Below are 18,515 nucleotides of genomic sequence, written 5' to 3' on the forward strand. Positions count from 1 at the left end.
CAACGTAACTGACCTACCGCTATCGCGAGCAAGCTCGCTCCCACAGGGATACCCAGTGTTTTCAGAAGTGGGTGAATGCTAGTCTTGATCAACGCTGTTGCCAGGGAGCCCTCATGGGCAATCACAAGATCGAGATTCGTCGCAGTAACGTCGAGAAAATCCTGTTGGCCGCCGAGAAGGTCTTTGCCGAAAAAGGCTTCGGCAGCACCGCCATGGCCGACATCGCCGCCGAAGTGCAATTGCCCCGTTCCAACCTGCATTACTACTTCAGCACCAAGAGCGAACTGTACAGCGCCGTGCTGTTCGACCTGCTGGAGGTGTGGAAGCAGGACGCCTTGTGCTTCGAAATGTTCGACGACCCGCGGGTGGTGCTCAGCAGCTACATCCGCGCCAAGATGAACCACTCCCGCAGCCGGCCCTACGGCTCGAAGGTCTGGGCCAACGAAATCATCCACGGCGCCCCGACGCTGGGCCAGGCGCTGGACACCAGCCTCTATGACTGGGCCAAGATGAAGGAAGCGAAAATCCGCCAGTGGGTGGAGGACAAACGCATCTTGCCGGTGGAGCCTTCAAGCCTGCTCTACATGATCTGGGCCTCGACCCAGCACTACGCCGACTTCGACCATCAGATCAATATCCTCAATGATCACCAGCCGCTGTCGGACATGCAGTTCGAGCGGGCGGTGCAGACGGTGACCAGTGTGATTTTGCGGGGGATTGGGTTGGAGCCTTGAGGTTTTGTGGTGACGAGGATGGCCTCATCGCGAGCAAGCTCGCTCCCACGTTGGATTTGCGGTGAACACAAATTTTGTGTTCACAACCGGTCCCCTGTGGGAGCGAGCTTGCTCGCGATGGCGCCAGTCCAGGCACCCTAACCCTCAGACAGTGACATGATAGGGATTACGCGGATCATGGTTCCAATCCAGGAACGGCTTGCCGGTGTCCACCGTCACCATCTCGATGCAGTCCTGCACCGGGCAGGTGATCTGGCACAGGTTGCAGCCCACGCACTCTTCATCGATCACTTCATATTTATGCGTGCCGTCAGCCTGCTTGAGGCTAGCGATGGCCTGGTGTGAGGTGTCTTCGCAGGCGATGTGGCAGCGGCCGCACCCGATGCAGGCCTGCTGATCGATCTTGGCGATGACCTGGTAGTTGATGTCCAGGTACTTCCAGTCGGTGGTGTTGCCCACCGCGCGACCGGAAAATGCCTGGAGGTTGGCGTGGCCCTGGCTGTCCATCCAGCGCGACAGGCCGTCCTTCATCTCTTCGACGATGCGAAAACCATGCAGCATCGCCGCCGTGCAGACCTGCACCGCGCCGCTGCCCAGGGCGATGAATTCGGCGGCATCGCGCCAACTGCCGATGCCACCGATGCCGCAGATCGGCAGGCCTTGGGTCTGCGGGTCGCGGGCGATTTCGGCGACCATGTTCAATGCGATGGGCTTGACCGCCGAGCCACAGTATCCGCCATGGGTGCTCTGGCTGCCGACGCTGGGCAGGGCGACCATGCGGTCCAGGTCGACGCTGGTGATGGAGTTGATGGTGTTGATCAACGACACCGCATCCGCACCACCGCGATGGGCCGCCCGGGCGGCAACGCGGATGTCGGTGATGTTCGGCGTGAGCTTGACGATCACCGGCAGCGAACAATAGGTCTTGCACCAGCGGGTCACTTGCTCGACGTACTCCGGCACCTGGCCGACCGCCGCGCCCATGCCGCGTTCCGGCATGCCGTGGGGGCAGCCGAAGTTCAGCTCGATGCCGTCGGCGCCGGTGGCTTCCACCAAGGGCAGGATGCGTTTCCAGGATTCTTCGACGCAGGGCACCATCAGCGACACGATCAACGCCCGGTCTGGCCAGTCCTTCTTCACCTGGGTGATTTCCCGCAGGTTGATCTCCAGGGAACGGTCGGTGATCAGCTCGATGTTATTGATGCCCAGCACTTCGCGATTGGCACCGTAGTGGGCCGAATACCGCGAGGACACGTTCACGGCTGCTGGGTCCTCACCGAGGGTTTTCCAGACCACGCCACCCCAGCCGGCCTCGAAGGCGCGGACCACGTTGTAGGCCTTGTCGGTGGGCGGCGCGGAGGCCAACCAGAACGGATTGGGCGCTTTGATACCGGCGAAGACAATCGACAGATCGGCCATTTACGCAGCCTCCACGTTAAGCATCAATTGAGCGTTGATCGCCTCGGCGGCGAGCTTGCCGTGCTGCACGGCCTGCACGGTGAGGTCCTGGTCCAGGCTGGTGCAGTCGCCGCCGGCGTAGACACCAGGAATGCTGGTGCGCAGGTGTTCGTCCACCAGGATCCGTCCGTCCTGGCGCTTGAGTTCACGGGCCAGCGGATCCACCAGCGCGTTGTCGTCGAAGGCTTGGCCGATGGCTTTGAAAATGGCGTCGGCGGGCAGGTCGAAGGTGTCGGTGCCGATGACCAGCCGGCCGTTCTCCAGATGCGTGCGAGAGAAGCGCATGCCGCGCACATGCCCGGCGTCATCGAGCAACACCTGTTGCGGTTGGGCCCAGGTCAGCAGGCGCACCTGATTGGCCTTGGCGATGTCTTGCTCGTGCAAGGTGGCCCCCATGTCCTCAAGGCCGCGACGGTAGACCAGGCTGACGTCCCGGGCACCGAGGCGCGCCATTTGCACGGCCATGTCGATGGCGGTGTTGCCGGCACCGAGCACGATGCAACGGTCGGCCAGGGGCAGCTGGCTGAGGTCGTCGGCCTGGCGCAGTTCGCGAATGTAGTCGGTGGCGGCCAACAGCCCTGGCGCTTGTTCGTCGCCCAGGCCCAGTTGTTTGCTGGCGGCCAGGCCGAGGCCGAGAAACACCGCGTCGAACTGCTGGTGCAGGTCGCTCAGGCTCAGGTTCTCGCCGAGTGTCTGGCCAAGGCGGATTTCGATGCCGCCGATGCCCAGCAGGAAATCCAGCTCACGTTGGGCGTAATCGTCCACCAGTTTGTACTTGGCGATGCCGTATTCATTGAGGCCACCGGCTTTTTCCCGGGCTTCGAAGATCACCACCTCATGGCCGTGCATGGCGCTGCGATGGGCACACGACAAGCCCGCCGGCCCGGCCCCGACCACGGCGATGCGCTTGCCGGTGGCCGCGGCCCGTTGGAACGGGTGTTCGCTGAAGTGGGCGTTGTCCACCGCGTAGCGCTGCAGCGAGCCGATCAACACCGGCGCGCATTCCTGGGCGTTGTTGCGCACGCAGGCTTGTTGGCAAAGGACCTCGGTGGGGCAGACCCGGGCGCAACTGCCGCCGAGGATGTTGGCCGACAGAATCGTCTGCGCCGCGCCTTGGACGTTGTCCTGGTGGATGTTGCGAATGAATGAAGGAATGTCGATTTCGCTGGGACAGGCGTTCACACACGGCGCGTCGTAGCAGTACAGGCAGCGGGACGCTTCCAGGTGCGCCTGGCGCGCGTTGAGCGGCGGCGCCAGGTCGCTGAAGCGAGCGGCGAGGGTGGCCGGGTCTTCCTGGGAATGGGGGAGGTGGCTCAAGGGCTGGATCATGGAGGGGGCCTCACGGTGTTTGAGGTGCTGCCTCTGGGGGGCAGTGGTTTTTCGGTGTCCGGGCTGGTCTCATCGCGAGCAAGCTCGCTCCCACAGGGGATCTGCTGTGCACATGGATTTTGCGTTCATCCAAAACCCAGTGTGGGAGCGAGCTTGCTCGCGATAGGCCGAAGGCCTCGATTTCAGCGTTTCACAGCAGTGGGTTTATTCAACTCAGCCCGCTTGCTCAGCAAATCGAACACCGCCGGATACGCCGGTCGTTCGATGTAGCGCCCCGCGCCGCGTTCGGCCCGCAGGTCGCCGTCGGCCCAGACCAGCCGGCCCTGGCTGATGGTGTGGCTGGGCACGCCGCGCACGGTCTTGCCTTCGAAGATGTTGAAGTCCACTTGCTGGTGGTGGGTCTTGGCTGAGATCGTGCGGCTGCCTTGCGGGTCCCAGAGCACCAGGTCGGCATCGGCACCGACGCGGATCGTCCCTTTGCGTGGGTAGAGGTTGAAGATTTTTGCGGTGTTGGTGGAGGTGAGGGCGACGAAGTCCTGCATCGACAATTTGCCGCTGTTGACCCCTTCGTCCCAAAGCACCGCCATGCGGTCTTCGATGCCGGCGGTGCCGTTGGGGATCTTGCTGAAGTCGTCACGGCCGGCGGCTTTCTGTTCGGCGCAGAAACAGCAGTGGTCGGTGGCGGTGGTGTGCAAGTTGCCGGATTGCAAGCCGTGCCAGAGTGCCTCTTGATGCCCGCGTGGGCGGAAGGGTGGGCTCATCACGTAGCCGGCGGCGGTCTGCCAGTCCGGGTCGCGATAGACGCTGTCGTCCAGCAGCAGGTGGCCGGCCAGTACTTCACCGTAGACCGGTTGGCCCTTACTGCGGGCGTAGGTGATTTCGTCGAGGGCTTCCTGGGTGGACACGTGCACCAGGTACAGCGGCGTGCCCAGGGTTTCGGCGATGCGGATGGCGCGGCTCGCGGCTTCGCCTTCCACTTGCGAAGGGCGCGACAACGGATGGGCTTCGGGCCCGGTGATGCCCTGGGCCAGCAGTTTGCGTTGCAGGTGATAGACCAGTTCGCCGTTCTCCGCGTGCACGGTGGGCACCGCGCCCAGTTCCAGGCAGCGTTCGAAGCTCGCCACCAAGGTGTCGTCGGCGGCCATGATTGCGTTCTTGTAGGCCATGAAATGCTTGAAGCTGTTCACGCCATGATGGTTGACCAGCTCGGCCATTTCTTCGCGGACCTGCTCGCTCCACCAAGTGATAGCCACGTGAAAACCGTAGTCGCTGGCGCTTTTCTCGGCCCAGCCACGCCATTGGTGAAAGGCTTCCATCAGCGATTGTTGGGGGTTGGGAATCACGAAGTCGATGATCGACGTGGTGCCCCCGGCCAGGCCCGCCGCCGTGCCGCTGAAGAAGTCTTCACTGGCGACCGTGCCCATGAACGGCAACTGCATATGCGTATGGGGGTCGATGCCGCCGGGCAGCAAGTATTGGCCACTGCCATCGAGCACTTCGACGCCAGCCGGAACATCCAGGTTTTCACCAATGGCCTTGATCACGCCGTCGGCACACAACACATCGGCGCGATAACTTTCATCATGGGTAATAACGGTGGCACCACGGATCAACAGAGACATTCCGAGTTCCTCGAAGGCATGACCGACTGTTGCCGGTTCTTTATGTTTTTGGTTGTTAAGTGACGACGTCGTGCAGATTTGTATTCTTGTCACGACTGTCAGGATTTGACGCTAGCTGGAGTTATTGAAATGAGCAAGATTATTTTTTATAAGCTTATGCGCTTATTAACTATCTGATATTTAAGGATTAAATATAAAAATCACCAAATTGGTGAGCCTGCTCACCAATTTGACGCACTTGACAGGATCGTTATTTGAGCGAGATTTGTCATGGTAAATCAGCGGCTTGAAAGCGCTTGAAGTGCGTTCCAGACACCTCGCCTCGATTCGGGGTGCACCACTTTGAACCTCGAGCTCGACAGGACGTGCAGGTCATCTAGCCTCAAGTCGATGAGCACAAAGTGAATCAGGTCGCTTTAATTGGCTTTAAATCTTTAGATATCAAATGTTTGAGACGGTTATATCGATCGCCCGGTCAGCTCGACGCTTTATTCGGCACGGTTATTGAGTGCCGTCGTGATCTGGCGGGGTGGTCGGTAGCACGCGTGCAAGTACTCCGGCCATCGCCAGTCGATGAGCAAAAATAATGAAAACAGTGGAGCGGACATGACCAGATCAACAGTGACTGAGCGCGACGGGTTGTACGAGCTTGAAGCCGGCAGCGACGTCCTCGACAGCCCCCGTTATAACCACGACATCGCGCCGACCCAGGTGCACGAACGAACCTGGAACAAATGGCACATCACCGCATTGTGGGTGGGCATGGCGATCTGCGTGCCGACCTACACCTTGGGCGGTGTGCTCACCGCCTATTTCGGCTTGACGGTGGGCGAGGCGCTGCTGGCGATTCTGTTTGCCAACATCATCGTGCTGATCCCCCTGACCCTCAATGCCTTTGCCGGGACCAAGTACGGCATCCCGTTTCCGGTGCTGTTGCGCTCATCCTTCGGCGTGATTGGCTCCAACGTGCCGTGCCTGATTCGCGCCCTGGTGGCGTGTGGCTGGTTCGGCATCCAGACGATGTTCGGCGGGCTGGCGATCCACCTGTTTCTCGGCTCGGTGTTCGAAGGCTGGAAAAGCCTGGGTGGCACCGGCGAAGTGATCGGCTTCATGCTGTTCTGGGTCATCAACCTGTGGGTGGTGCTACGCGGTGCCGAGTCGATCAAGTGGCTGGAAACCTTGTCGGCGCCACTGTTGGTGTTGGTGGGGGCGGGGCTGCTGGTGTGGGCGTTGCCCAATGTCTCGTTGACTGAACTGATGGCGGTTCCGGCCAAACGCCCGGAAGGCGCCGGGGTGACCAGTTATTTCCTGGCCGGGCTGACGGCCATGGTCGGTTTCTGGGCCACGCTGTCGTTGAACATTCCTGACTTCAGCCGTTATGCCAAGAGCCAGAAAGACCAGATCGTCGGGCAGATCATCGGCCTGCCATTGACCATGTTCCTGTTTGCCTCCCTCGGCGTGGTCATGACCGCCGCCTCGGAAAAACTGGTGGGGGTGACCGTCTCCGACCCGGTGACCTTGATCGGGCACATCCAGAGCCCGGTGTGGGTGGCCCTGGCGATGGTGCTGATCATTGTCGCCACGCTTTCGACCAACACCGCCGCCAACATCGTTTCGCCCACCAACGACTTCCAGAACCTGGCGCCGAAATTGATCGGCCGCACTAAAGCCGTGATGTTGACCGGGCTGGTGGGGTTGGCGCTGATGGCCCACGAGCTGCTGAAAAAACTTGGCCTGATCGTCTCCGAGGTCAGCCTGGAGTCGGTCTATTCCAACTGGCTGCTGGGTTATTCGAGCCTGCTGGGGCCGATTGCCGGGATCATGGTGGTGGATTACTTCCTGATCAAGAAACAGCAACTGGACCTGGCCGGGCTGTACCGCGACGACGTTTACCCGGCGTGGAACTGGAACGGCTTCATCGCCTTCGGCGTGCCGGTGGTGCTGACGCTGCTGTCCCTGGGCAGCGATGCGTTCAGTTGGTTCTACAGCTACGGCTGGTTCACCGGCTCGGCGCTGGGCGGGGTGATTTATTACGGGTTGTGCAGTATGCGAGCAAGCCCGTCCGTTGCCAAAACAGCGGTGTGAAGGAGGGCCTCATCGCGAGCAGGCTCGCTCCCACACTGGATTTGGGTGGATGCAGATCCAATGTGGGAGCGAGCTTGCTCGCGATGGCGGCCTCAAGTACACCAAAAACATGCCTGAAAAAATGGAGATCCCCATGAACGCAGCCATCGACGTTCTGCAATCCACCCATCAGCACATCAACCGCGATCGCCTGTGGCAATCGCTCATGGACCTGGCCCAGCTCGGTGCCACGGTCAAGGGCGGAGTATGCCGGCTGGCCCTGACCGACCTCGACCGTCAGGCCCGCGACCTGTTCGTGCAATGGACCCAGGCGGCGGGCTGCACCGTCAGCATCGATGCGGTGGGCAATATTTTCGCCCGTCGCCCGGGGCGCAATCCGAACCTGCCGCCGGTGATGACCGGCAGCCACATCGACACCCAGCCCACCGGTGGCAAGTTCGACGGCTGCTTTGGCGTGCTGTCCGGGCTGGAGGTGCTGCGCACCCTCAATGACCTGAACATCGAAACCGAAGCACCGCTGGAAGTGGTGGTCTGGACCAACGAAGAAGGCTCGCGTTTCGCCCCGTGCATGATGGGCTCCGGTGTGTTCGCGGAAAAATTCACCCTCGAAGAAACCCTCGCCAAGGTCGACGCCGAAGGCATCACCGTGGGCCAGGCGCTCAATGCCATCGGCTATGCCGGTTCGCGCCCGGTCAGTGGGCATCCGGTGGGGGCGTATTTCGAGGCGCACATCGAACAGGGGCCGATCCTCGAAGACGAAGGCAAGACCATCGGCGTGGTGATGGGCGCCCTGGGGCAGAAGTGGTTCGACCTGACGTTGCGGGGCGTCGAAGCCCACGCCGGCCCGACCCCGATGCACCTGCGCAAGGACGCCCTGGTGGGCGCCTCGATCATCGTCGGCGCCGTCAACCGCGCCGCCCTCGGTCATCAACCCCATGCCTGCGGCACGGTCGGTTGCCTGCAAGCCTATCCGGGGTCGCGCAATGTCATCCCCGGCGAAGTACGCATGACCCTGGATTTCCGTCACCTGGAACCGGCGCGGCTGGATTCGATGATCGCCGAGGTCAAGCAAGTGATCGAAGACACCTGCCAGCAACACGGCCTGACCTTCGATTTGAAACCCACCGCCGACTTCCCGCCGCTGTATTTCGACAAAGGCTGCGTCGACGCCGTACGCAGTGCGGCCCAAGGGCTGGGCCTGTCCCACCTGGACATCGTCAGCGGCGCCGGTCACGACGCGATCTTCCTCGCCGAACTGGGCCCGGCCGGGATGATCTTCGTGCCCTGCGAAGGCGGCATCAGCCACAACGAAATCGAAAACGCCGCCCCGGACGACCTCGCCGCCGGCTGTGCGGTGTTGCTGCGAGCGATGCTGGCCGCCTCCCAGGCGATTGCCGAGGGGCGCATGGCGGCTTGAAGGGCCGATGCACTATTGCAACCCCATGTGGTCGTAACCTTCAACGCATCCATGCTTGAAACCTACTGACCACATGGAGACCCAATGAATCAGCAAGTCCCGACCACCGATACTAACCGTCGTCAATTGCTGCAGATCATTGCCGGGCTGTCCGACGGGGTGATGTTGATCGAGGTCGACCAGACCATTGCCTGGGCCAACGCGGCGGCCTTGACCATGCACGGGGTCAAGGAGCTCAGTGAGCTGGGCACCACGGCCAAGCAATATGCCCAGCGGTTCAATTTGCGTTACCGCAACAACCATCCGCTGAGCGAAGACAATTATCCCATCGCCCGGGTTGCCCGTGGCGATGAGTTCAGCGATGTGCTGGTGGAAGTCACGCCCCAGGCCGACCCGGATCGCACCTGGGTGCATCGGATCCGCAGCATGGTCCTGGCCGACCGCAACGGCGAACCGGAACTGCTCGTGCTGATCTTAAGCGATGCCACCGAGTGGGCCAGCGCCGAACAGCGCTTCGAGAAAACCTTCGGGGCCAACCCGGCGCCGGCGGTGATCTGCCGTCTCAGCGACCTGCGCTACATCAAGGTCAATCCGGGGTTCCTGGAGATGACCGGCTACAGCCGCGAGCAGGTGATCGGGCGTTCGGTGTATGAATTGGATGTGCTCGAAGCCGCCGAAAAACGCGACCTGGCCATCGAGCGCCTGGGGCAGGGCGCGACCATTCCGCAAATGCAGGCCGAGTTGAAATTGCCCGACGGCACCACCAAACAGGTGATCGTCGCCGGCCAGCCGCTGGACCTGCACGATGAAGACTGCATGCTGTTTTCCTTCATGGACATGGAGCCGCGACGCAAGGCAGAAACCGCGCTGCGCCAGAGCGAGGAGCGCTTTGCCAAGTCGTTCCGACTGTCGCCCGTGCCTACCCTGGTGTGCAGCGCCGAACTACAGTTGTTGGAAATCAACGAGGCGTTTCTCCAGACCACCGGTTACGCCAGCGAAGAGCTGTTGGGCAAGACCGTGGAGGAAATCGGCTTTCTCGACAAAGACGCCAGCGCCGCGCTGTTTGCCCGGTTGGAAAAGACTGCCGCTGTCTCAAGCATCGACGTCAAGGTGCACAAGAAGGGCGGCGAACTCATCGACTGTGAGGTTGCCGCCGATACCGTGCTCATCCAGGACAAGCCTTGCTACCTGCTGGTGCTGATGAACATCACCGAGCGCAAACGCTCGGAACTGGAGCTGGTGGCGGCCATTGAAGAGGTGATGAAAGACGCTTCCTGGTTCAGCCGGACCCTGATCGAAAAATTAGCTAACGTGAAGAGCATCAACGCCCAGGTGCCCAGTGTGTCATTCACCGAGCTGACGGCCCGCGAGCGAGACGTGCTGGGGCTGATTTGCGAAGGCCTGGCAGACAAGGAAATCGCCGCGCGCTTGAAACTGGCGCCCAACACCGTGCGCAATCACGTGGCTACGCTGTATTCGAAACTGGATGTCCATAGCCGCAGCGAGGCGATTGTCTGGGCCCGGGAGCGGGGGTTGTTTGCCAATGAGTGGCGAATGAAGGCACCATGATAGCCAGTGCAAATGCACCGGGCATGCTGGTGCAAATTCAGGTTTTGCAGGGAGGGGCGGTTCCTTAGGCTGTCAGGGTGCGACATCGTCTGTGATGTCGCGTCCCCACGAAACAGTAAGGAATACGCCACAATGTGCAGCAAGCGAACCCAGTATGAGAGCGGCAGGATGTTCATGCGAACCAGGAGGTCGGCACTGTCCACCGTTCATTTGCGCCCCCGGGGCTGAGGTGCATCGCATGACCCATCTGGCTCCGTTGCGCGCCCGCCTCGAAGAAAGTTTTACGCCGCTGGCCTGCGAATGCAGCCTCAATGGCGACGGCACCCTCACCGTGCGCTTGTATCACCGTGAAAGCGGTGAGGTGGACCTGGTGGTCAGTGGCATGAGTGTCGACAGCGTGCGCTCGGAAGAGAGCATCGCCAAGTTGATCGACGAGCTGCGCTATGAGCTGGAAAACATCCCGCTGCATCGCGGTGACCCGGCATAAATAAAGACCAGGCACCTCACCCTACCCTGTGGCGAGGGAGCTTGCTCCCGCTGGGTCGCGCAGCGACCCCAAAACCTGCCGGACGCGTGCGCCCTGTCTACGACTGCTTCGCAGCCGAGCGGGAGCAAGCTCCCTCGCCACAGGTGCAGTTCTTTACAGCAGTACAGGTGTTGTTCCCAGCAGCAACACAGGTGCGATTTCCCTACAACAACGTCCCCCGGCAATCGAGCACCAGGCGCGCGCCGCCGTGTTCGCTGCTGCCCACCTCCAGCGTGAACCCATGCAGATTGACGATCGCCGCGACGATCGACAGGCCCAGGCCGAATCCGCCGTGCTGGCTGCTGCCCTCGGCGCGGTAGAAACGGCGGAACACGGCCTTGCGCTCTGCCTCGGGGATGCCCGGGCCCGAATCGAGCACTTCGATGCGGGTGCTGTCGCCCTGATCGACGCCACGCAGGATCACCGTGCCTCCCGGCGGGGTGAACTTGATGGAATTGCTCAACAGGTTCGACACGGCCTCGAACAGCAAGGCCCTATCGCCGTTGAGCAGGGGCAGCGCGTCAGGCACCTCGAGGATGAAGGTCAGTTCGCCTTCCTCGGCCAGCGGCAGGTAAAAGTCATGCAACTCCTGCAATAACTGCAACGGGTCGAGGCGCACGAAGCCCGAGCGCCGCTGCTGGTCTTCCAGCTCGGAAATCCGCAGCAACCCCCGAAACCGCGCCATCAGGGTGTCGGTTTCGGCGATTACCTGGTCCATTTGCATGGCCTCGGGCGAGCCGTCCGGTGCTTGCTGCTGAATGCGATAAAGTTGGGCACGCAGACGCGTCAATGGGGTGCGCAGGTCATGGGCGATGTTATCGCACACGCCCTTGACCTCATTCATCAAGCGTTCGATTCGCTCGAGCATGGCATTGACGATCGCCGCCAGCATGTCCAATTCATCACGCCGGCTCGACAGCGGCAGGCGATGGGTCAGGTCGCCGGCAACGATGGCTTCGGCACTGGCCTGCAGTTTGCGAATCCGCTGCAACGGTCGGCGGCGCAGCAGGTGCCAGCCGGCGGTACCCGGCAGGATCGTCAGCGATACACCCCAGAACAGCGCATGCAAGATGATGCGGGTCACGGCGAACAGCGAGCCATTGTCCCGGGCCAGTACCAGCCTGCGGCCGTCCTGGGTCCGGGTCGCCACCGCGTCACAGCTGTCGGAGGGCACGCTCGGGTCGTCGGAGTCGACGCAACCGCCGAGCATGTGGATCTTGCCGTCCAGTGGCAGGTCGGCGGGCACGCGCATGATCGGCCCGCTCAAGTGGCGCAGTTGCGGATCGAACAACCCGTAGGCGTCAACGCCGCGCTCGTCCAGCGTCAGGCTGGCCATGAGCGCGTCTTCCAGTTGATCGCCATGAATCCGGGCGAACAGGTGCTGGCGTTGCATCAGGGAGTGCTTGGCCAGGCTGTCGAGGTAGCCGAACACTTCGTAATACATCACCCCCATCAGGATCGCGCTCCAGATCACGAACAGCGAACTGTACAGCGCCAGCAGGCGGCTGCTGGAGGAGCGCCAGCCTTTAGCAGGGTTCAGCAATGACATAGCCGGAACCCCGTACCGTGCGAATCAGCGGTTCCAGGCCCGGCGGGTCGATTTTCTTGCGCAGGCGGCCGATGTGGACATCGATCAGGTTGGTGCCTGGGTCGAAGTGATAGCCCCAGACTTCCTCGAAAATCATCATGCGCGAAAGGATCTGCCCGCTGTTGCGCATCAGGAATTCGAGCAGCTTGTATTCGGTGGGCAGCAGGCTCAGCAGTTGCCCGTTGCGGCTGGCTTCGCGGCTGATCAGGTTCAGCTCCAGGTTGGCCACCCGCAGCACCGTTTCCGGCTCGCGGGTGCCATTGTTGCGCCGCAGCAGCACTTCGACCCGGGCGGCCATTTCGTCGGTGGCGAACGGCTTGGTCAGGTAATCGTCGCCGCCGGCCCGCAGGCCCCGGACCCGCTCGTCCACGTCGGAGAGGGCGCTGATCATCAGGATCGGCGTGGCCACGCCCATGGTGCGCAGCGTGGTGACGATCACCAGGCCGTCGAGCTCGGGCAGCATGCGGTCGAGGGTGATCAGGTCGTAGTCGCCGCTCACCGCCCGTTCCAGGCCTTCGCGGCCGTTGTCGACCCAATCGACGTCCAGGCCGTTGCGGGTCAGCTCGGCGACGATTTCACGGGCGGTCACGGCGTCGTCTTCGATGGTCAGGATGCGGTTCATGGGCGGTACCGTGTGGGGAAGTTGGTGCTATTGCGCAGCATTCTGCCAAAGAATACCTGTCGGCTTTCTGAAAAAAAGTTCATGAGCCGGCGGGCGGTTTCGCTGGCCTGGATCAACACTTGGTCACAAATAATCCCTAACATAAATTTCGTGCGCACTATCATGTCGCGTCTGTAGCCCTGTTTTGGCGCGCTGCCGCTGCAGGGTACTGATGCGAACCGGTGATGGTGTGCCGCAAGGAGCCGAGCCCCCACAGAATCTTCAAGGAAGAGCAGTATCATGCAACCTTCAGACCTTCTACGCCGAAAATTCGATATCCAGCCGCTGGCACAGGCCGACATGACGGTGCGCCTGGACGGGCAGACTGTCAGCGCTGCCCACGGTGAAACCGTCCTTACCGTCATCCAGGCCCTGGGGCAACGCCAGGTGGCCCGCAACGATCACGACCAGATCAGCGGCGCGTACTGCGGCATGGGCGTGTGCCAATGCTGCCTGGTCAAGATTGACGGTCGCCACAAGCGCCGCGCCTGCCAGACCCTGGTACGCCCCGGCATGCAGATCGAAACCCGGATCAACCGCATCATCGAAACGGAGGCACCATGAACCTCGCTCCGGTGATTGTCGGCGGTGGGCCGGCGGGCATGGCCGCGGCCATTGAACTGGCCTCCCACGGCGTGCGCTGCACCTTGCTCGAAGAAGCGCCGCGCCTGGGTGGCGTGGTGTATCGCGGGCCGCTGCGCGATGGCGTGCGCCTGGATTACCTGGGCCCGCGCTACAGCGAAGCTTTGGAGAAGCTCCACGGTGAATTCCAGCAACACGCCGGCCTGATCGACGTGCGATTGAGCAGCCGGGTCATCGGCGCCGAGGGCTTCCGGGCGCTGATGCTGCTCGATGCCGACGAGCGCCTGGGCGAGGTCGCCTATTCCCATCTGGTCCTGGCGGCCGGTTGTCATGAACGCAGCGTGCCGTTTCCTGGCTGGACCCTGCCGGGCGTGATGATGCTTGGCGGCCTGCAATTGCAGATCAAGAGCGGTGTGGTCAAGCCGCCCAGCCCGGTGGTGATCGCTGGCACCGGTCCGTTGTTGCCTCTGGTGGCTTGCCAGCTGCACGCATCGGGAGTGGCGGTGGCGGGTGTGTATGAGGCCTGTGCGTTCGGCCGGATCGCCAAGGAAAGCCTGGCGTTGCTGAACAAGCCGCAACTGTTTCTCGACGGCTTGAGCATGTTGGCTTACCTCAAGCTCAATCGCATTCCCGTGCGCTATGGCTGGGGCGTGGTGCAGGCTGACGGCGCAGGTGAATTGAGCCATGTGACCGTCGCGCCGTATTCCAGTACCTGGGAGCCCGACCTCAAACGCGCTGAACAGATTCCAGCCCAGACGCTGGCGGTCGGCTACGGGTTTATCCCGCGGACTCAACTGAGCCAGCAGATGGGCCTGGAACACGGCTTCAGCGACGACGGCTATTTGCGGGCCGTGTCCGATGCCTGGCAACAGAGCAGCGAAGCGCACATTCACCTGGCCGGCGACATGGGCGGGATTCGCGGCGGTGAAGCCGCCATGCTGAGTGGACGCATCGCGGCGCTGTCGATCCTGATGCAAGGCAACGTGCTGGATCCGTCCACGGCCCTGGCGCATCGGGAACGCTACCAGGCACAACTGGACCGGATCATTCGCTTTCGCGCCGCCGTGGATCGCTACACCCGGCGTGGCGCCGGGCAAACCGCCTTGCCGGCCGCCGATACGGTGATCTGCCGCTGCGAGCACGCCACCCGCGCCGATATCGACCGGGCGCTGGAGCAAGGCGTGCAGGACATGGCCAGCCTGAAGATGCGCACCCGCGTAAGCATGGGCGATTGCCAGGGGCGGATGTGCGTCGGCTACTGCAGCGACCGCTTGCGCGAGGCCACCGGGCGTGCCGACGTGGGCTGGCTGCGGCCGCGTTTCCCCATCGATCCAATTCCGTTTTCAGCGTTTCAGAACGTCGGCATGGAGGCTATTTCCCATGATTAAGGACTATGACGTGGTCATCGCCGGTGGCGGTGTGATCGGGGCCTCGTGCGCCTATCAACTGTCCAAGCGCAAACACCTGAAGATCGCCCTGATCGACGCCAAGCGCCCTGGCAACGCGACCCGCGCCTCGGCCGGTGGCCTGTGGGCCATCGGCGAGTCGGTAGGCCTGGGCTGCGGGGTGATCTTCTTTCGCATGATGTCGGCCAACCGCAAGCGCCAGACCCAGGGCGCCGCGGTGGCGGTGGACGCCAGCACGCCGCACATACTGCCCCAGTCGTTCTTTGATTTCGCCTTGCAGTCCAACGCGATGTACCCGCAGTTGCACCGCGAGCTGATCGACAACCATGGCATGGATTTCAAGTTCGAGGAGACCGGGCTCAAGTTCGTGATCTACGACGATGAAGACCGTTTGTATGCCGAGCACATCGTCGCCTGCATTCCTCACTTGGCGGACCAGGTGCGCTGGCTTGACCAGGCAGCCCTGCGTGAGGCGGAGCCGAATGTCAGCCATGAAGCCCTCGGCGCGCTGGAGTTTCTCTGCGATCACCAGGTCAGTCCGTTCCGCCTGGCCGACGCCTACACCGAAGGCGCCCGGCAGAACGGCGTCGACCTGTTCTTCAACACCAGCGTGACCGAGGTGTTGCGCAGCGGCACGCGAGTGACAGGCGTGGAAACCGCCGAGGCGGGGACGTTCAACTGCCGGACCCTGATCAACGCGGCCGGTGCCTGGGCGGCGGACCTTAGCGAACAGGCCACCGGCGTGCGGATTCCGGTCAAGCCAGTCAAGGGCCAGATCCTGTTGACCGAGCGCATGCCCAAGATCCTCAACGGCTGCCTGACCACCAGCGACTGCTACGTGGCGCAGAAAGACAACGGTGAGATCCTCATTGGCAGCACCACCGAAGACAAAGGCTTCGACGTGACCACGACCTATCCGGAGATCGAAGGGTTGGTGCAAGGCGCGGTGCGCTGTATCCCGCAGTTGGTCGACATCAACCTCAAGCGGACCTGGGCCGGCCTGCGCCCGGGGTCTCCTGATGAATTGCCGATCCTGGGGCCGATGCGCGGGGTGGAAGGCTATCTCAATGCCTGCGGGCATTTCCGCACCGGCATCCTGACCTCGGCCATCACCGGGGTGCTACTGGATAAACTGGTGAACAACGAACCGTTGCCGCTGGACATCACGCCGTTCCTGGAAGATCGCTTCGAGGTGGCGCCGACAGTAAAACCCCAGGAAATCGAACTGGCCTGAGCAAATCCTGTGGGAGCGAGCTTGCTCGCGAAAACGTCAGGTCAGCCAGCATCAATGTTCACTGATACACCGCTATCGCGAGCAAGCTCGCTCCCACAAGGGATTTGTGGTGAGCGAATATCCTGCAGTCACCCAGGAACAAACTGTGGGAGCGAGCTTGCTCGCGAAGGCGTCGGGTCAGCCAGCATCAATGTTCACTGATACACCGCTATCGCGAGCAAGCTCGCTCCCACAAGGGATTTGTGGTGAGCGAATATCCTGCAGTCACCCAGGAACAAACTATGGGAGCGAGCCTGCTCGCGAAAACGTCAGGTCAGCCGGCATCAATGTTCACTGATACACCGCTATCGCGAGCAAGCTCGCTCCCACAAGGGATTTGTGGTGAGTGCCTATCCCGCAGTCACCCAGGAACAAACTGTGGGAGCGAGCTTGCTCGCGAAGCGTCAGCTCAGCCAGCAGCAATGTTGACTGGTACACCGCTATCGCGAGCAGGCTCGCTCCCACAGAAACCCCACTCGACCGTTATTCCATCGGCGTACCGACAAACGCCTCCAACCCTTCGGCATAGGCGGTGAATGCGCTGATCAACGGGAAAGCCTTGCCCTGCACCTGGTCCGGCACCACCAGGTTGGTGAAGCTCCAGGCCACTGCTACGGTGATGCCGGCTTGGTCAATCGAACCGTCGGTGCCCAACGGCTGTTTCCCCAGCTCCTGCTCCAGCATTCCATAGGCCGCTGCCAGTTGGCCTTCCACGCGTTCAACCCAGGGCGCGTGCTGGATCTCCGTTGGCCGCAGGTTGCGCTCGTAGTAGATCTGCACCGATTTCTCGCACGCCGCCAGGGCCAAGCCAATCAGGCGCAGTGAGCGCAGGCGTTGCCCAAGGTCGGCCGGCATCAAGCTTTTCCCCGGTGCCGCCAAGGCCTCCAGGTAGTCGATGATCAATGTGGAGTCCATCAGCACGGTGCCATCGTCCAGCACCAGGGTCGGGGCCTTGACCACCGGGTTGATGCGCTGGAATTGTTCGAAATGCCTGAACACCGAAACGGACTCGTGCTCCAGGGCAACCCCCAGGCACTTGGCGGAAATGGCGACGCGTCGCACATAGGGCGAGTCCAGCATGCCGATCAGTTTCATCACTTCTCCTTTAGAAAATCTTGCGGGTGTTAATCCTCGAACCCGACCTGTTCATGGATTTCATCGACCTTGAGTTCCAGTCGGTACGCCACGGCGATGAACAACGCCTGGCACAGGCACAACGTGGCACTCAGCGAACGGAAGGCGAACGAACTGCCTTCGTTGACCAGCAACACCGCGTTGGCCCGTTTGGCCAGGGGCGACAGGTTGCTGTCGGTGATGATCAGGGTCTTGGCCTGGTGATGCTGGGCAATGCGCAGGCAGTGCTGGGTTTCCTTGCCGTAGGGCGTGAAGCTGATGGCGATGACAAGGTCGTTGGCGCGCACGCTGCGCATCTGCTCGCGGTAACTGCCCCCCAGGCCGGACACCAGGTGAATGCGTTTATTGGTGTGTTGCAGGTTGTAGACCAGGTAATCGGCGACCGCGAACGAACGGCGCACACCGACCACGTAGATGTTGTCGGCGTTGACCACCAGGTCCACGGCCTTTTCGAACGCCTGGTCGTCCAGCTCCAACCCCAGGCGCTCGATGCCCGACAGGGTCGCGTTGACGCACTCGCGGGCCAGGTCGCCGCCGCTGGCCTTCTGCGACTTGTTGGCGATCATGCTGCGGATGCGCTGCTGGTAGTTCTGCACCGGGGTGGTCTTGTGGGTGTAGGCCTCGCGGAACAACGCCTGCATTTCGCTGAACCCGCTGAAGCCAAAGCGCTGGGAAAACCTGACGATGGCCGAGGGGTGCACTTCGCATTCCCGGGCGATGTCGCTGATGCGGTCGACCATGATCCGGTCGCTCTGCTGGCTCATGTAGCTGGCGATGCGTTTGAGCTGGCGCGGCAGGCTTTCGTACTCATCGGTGATCAGTTGCAACAGGCGCTCGGCATTGATCGGTGGGCTCGAGAGGGCGGGTTCGGACGCGCTCTCGGACGGCGCCGGCAGATCATCGGGGCGGGTCATAGAAAATCCTTCTGGCTTGTTCTTTTAGGGCGGCCCGAAAACAGGTCGGCCCTCGACAATAGGTTGGCTGGTCGCAGTCTACAGCGTAGGCGCAGGGAAAATCATGGGCGGACAAATGTTGCAGCATCTGCTGAAACGATGCACTGCGGCTGGCTCGCTCTGGTCTTGGTGTATTGGAAAAAATATTCCACATAAAAAATTTATAGAATAATTATTG

General features: G+C 61.8%; 15 protein-coding genes. 8 read left to right on the forward strand and 7 right to left on the reverse strand.

The genetic code is table 11. The features are described from left to right. Positions 1-113: 113 nt before the first annotated feature. A complete protein-coding gene (locus LQ215_RS13625; RefSeq protein ID WP_230150481.1) occupies positions 114-734 on the forward strand; it encodes a TetR/AcrR family transcriptional regulator in 621 nt (206 codons plus the stop codon). A 144-nt stretch (positions 735-878) separates the two neighbouring features. Here the strand turns inward: LQ215_RS13625 and preA are convergent, their stop codons facing one another. The 3 genes from preA to hydA form a co-directional block, all read right to left on the reverse strand. Further along, positions 879-2,153, reverse strand: coding sequence for an NAD-dependent dihydropyrimidine dehydrogenase subunit PreA (preA, locus tag LQ215_RS13630; RefSeq protein ID WP_003202911.1), 1,275 nt, complete (start codon positions 2,151-2,153; stop codon positions 879-881). Further along, positions 2,154-3,521: an NAD(P)-dependent oxidoreductase gene (locus tag LQ215_RS13635; protein ID WP_230150483.1), complete on the reverse strand. Its 1,368-nt coding sequence runs from the start codon at positions 3,519-3,521 to the stop codon at positions 2,154-2,156. 182 nt (positions 3,522-3,703) lie between these two features. Further along, the gene (hydA, locus tag LQ215_RS13640) at positions 3,704-5,143 is read right to left on the reverse strand and encodes a dihydropyrimidinase (protein WP_230150485.1); all 1,440 of its coding nucleotides are present in this window, start codon (positions 5,141-5,143) and stop codon (positions 3,704-3,706) included. Positions 5,144-5,749: 606 nt separating this feature from the next. Between hydA and LQ215_RS13645 the strand changes: the two genes are divergently transcribed. The 4 genes from LQ215_RS13645 (at position 5,750) to LQ215_RS13660 (ending at position 10,701) form a co-directional block, all read left to right on the forward strand. Continuing rightward, entirely contained in the window at positions 5,750-7,228 is a 1,479-nt protein-coding gene (locus LQ215_RS13645; protein WP_230150487.1) for an NCS1 family nucleobase:cation symporter-1, read from the forward strand. Positions 7,229-7,361: 133 nt separating this feature from the next. Continuing rightward, positions 7,362-8,645 (forward strand): Zn-dependent hydrolase, encoded by a 1,284-nt coding sequence (locus tag LQ215_RS13650; RefSeq protein WP_230150489.1) that lies wholly within the window; start codon positions 7,362-7,364, stop codon positions 8,643-8,645. A gap of 84 nt (positions 8,646-8,729) precedes the next feature. Further along, a complete protein-coding gene (locus LQ215_RS13655; protein WP_230150492.1) occupies positions 8,730-10,214 on the forward strand; it encodes a helix-turn-helix transcriptional regulator in 1,485 nt (494 codons plus the stop codon). Between the two features lie 238 nt (positions 10,215-10,452). Next, complete coding sequence (locus LQ215_RS13660; RefSeq protein ID WP_003202901.1) at positions 10,453-10,701, forward strand: DUF1652 domain-containing protein; 249 nt, start codon at positions 10,453-10,455, stop codon at positions 10,699-10,701. 202 nt (positions 10,702-10,903) lie between these two features. On the opposite strand, the gene LQ215_RS13665 is transcribed toward LQ215_RS13660, so the two are convergent. Together LQ215_RS13665 and LQ215_RS13670 are read right to left on the reverse strand one after the other, a co-directional pair. Further along, complete coding sequence (locus tag LQ215_RS13665; protein WP_230150494.1) at positions 10,904-12,289, reverse strand: sensor histidine kinase; 1,386 nt, start codon at positions 12,287-12,289, stop codon at positions 10,904-10,906. Then, entirely contained in the window at positions 12,267-12,950 is a 684-nt protein-coding gene (locus LQ215_RS13670) for a response regulator transcription factor (RefSeq protein ID WP_230150496.1), read from the reverse strand. The genes LQ215_RS13665 and LQ215_RS13670 overlap by 23 nt, the downstream gene beginning before the upstream one ends. A gap of 279 nt (positions 12,951-13,229) precedes the next feature. Here LQ215_RS13670 and hcnA point away from each other — a divergent pair, with 279 nt between their 5' ends. Genes hcnA through hcnC form a run of 3 tightly spaced genes read left to right on the forward strand, consistent with a single transcriptional unit; the run spans position 13,230 to position 16,211 of the window. Then, entirely contained in the window at positions 13,230-13,553 is a 324-nt protein-coding gene (gene hcnA, locus LQ215_RS13675; RefSeq protein ID WP_230150498.1) for a cyanide-forming glycine dehydrogenase subunit HcnA, read from the forward strand. Then, a complete protein-coding gene (gene hcnB, locus LQ215_RS13680; protein WP_230150500.1) occupies positions 13,550-14,959 on the forward strand; it encodes a cyanide-forming glycine dehydrogenase subunit HcnB in 1,410 nt (469 codons plus the stop codon). The genes hcnA and hcnB overlap by 4 nt, the downstream gene beginning before the upstream one ends. Continuing rightward, positions 14,952-16,211 carry a cyanide-forming glycine dehydrogenase subunit HcnC gene (gene hcnC / locus LQ215_RS13685; protein WP_230150502.1) on the forward strand — a complete coding sequence of 420 codons (1,260 nt, stop codon included), beginning with the start codon at positions 14,952-14,954 and terminating at the stop codon, positions 16,209-16,211. Before hcnB ends, hcnC begins: the two co-directional genes overlap by 8 nt. Before the next feature lie 522 nt (positions 16,212-16,733). Here the strand turns inward: hcnC and LQ215_RS13695 are convergent. Together LQ215_RS13695 and LQ215_RS13700 are read right to left on the reverse strand one after the other, a co-directional pair. Beyond that, positions 16,734-17,345, reverse strand: a complete 612-nt coding sequence (locus tag LQ215_RS13695) for a glutathione S-transferase family protein (protein ID WP_230150504.1) — start codon at positions 17,343-17,345, stop codon at positions 16,734-16,736. A gap of 29 nt (positions 17,346-17,374) precedes the next feature. Further along, positions 17,375-18,298: a MurR/RpiR family transcriptional regulator gene (locus LQ215_RS13700; RefSeq protein ID WP_014337867.1), complete on the reverse strand. Its 924-nt coding sequence runs from the start codon at positions 18,296-18,298 to the stop codon at positions 17,375-17,377. Positions 18,299-18,515: the final 217 nt, after the last annotated feature.

The organism is Pseudomonas brassicacearum, from assembly GCF_918698105.1.
GTDB classification, from domain to species: Bacteria; Pseudomonadota; Gammaproteobacteria; order Pseudomonadales; family Pseudomonadaceae; genus Aquipseudomonas; species Aquipseudomonas brassicacearum_F.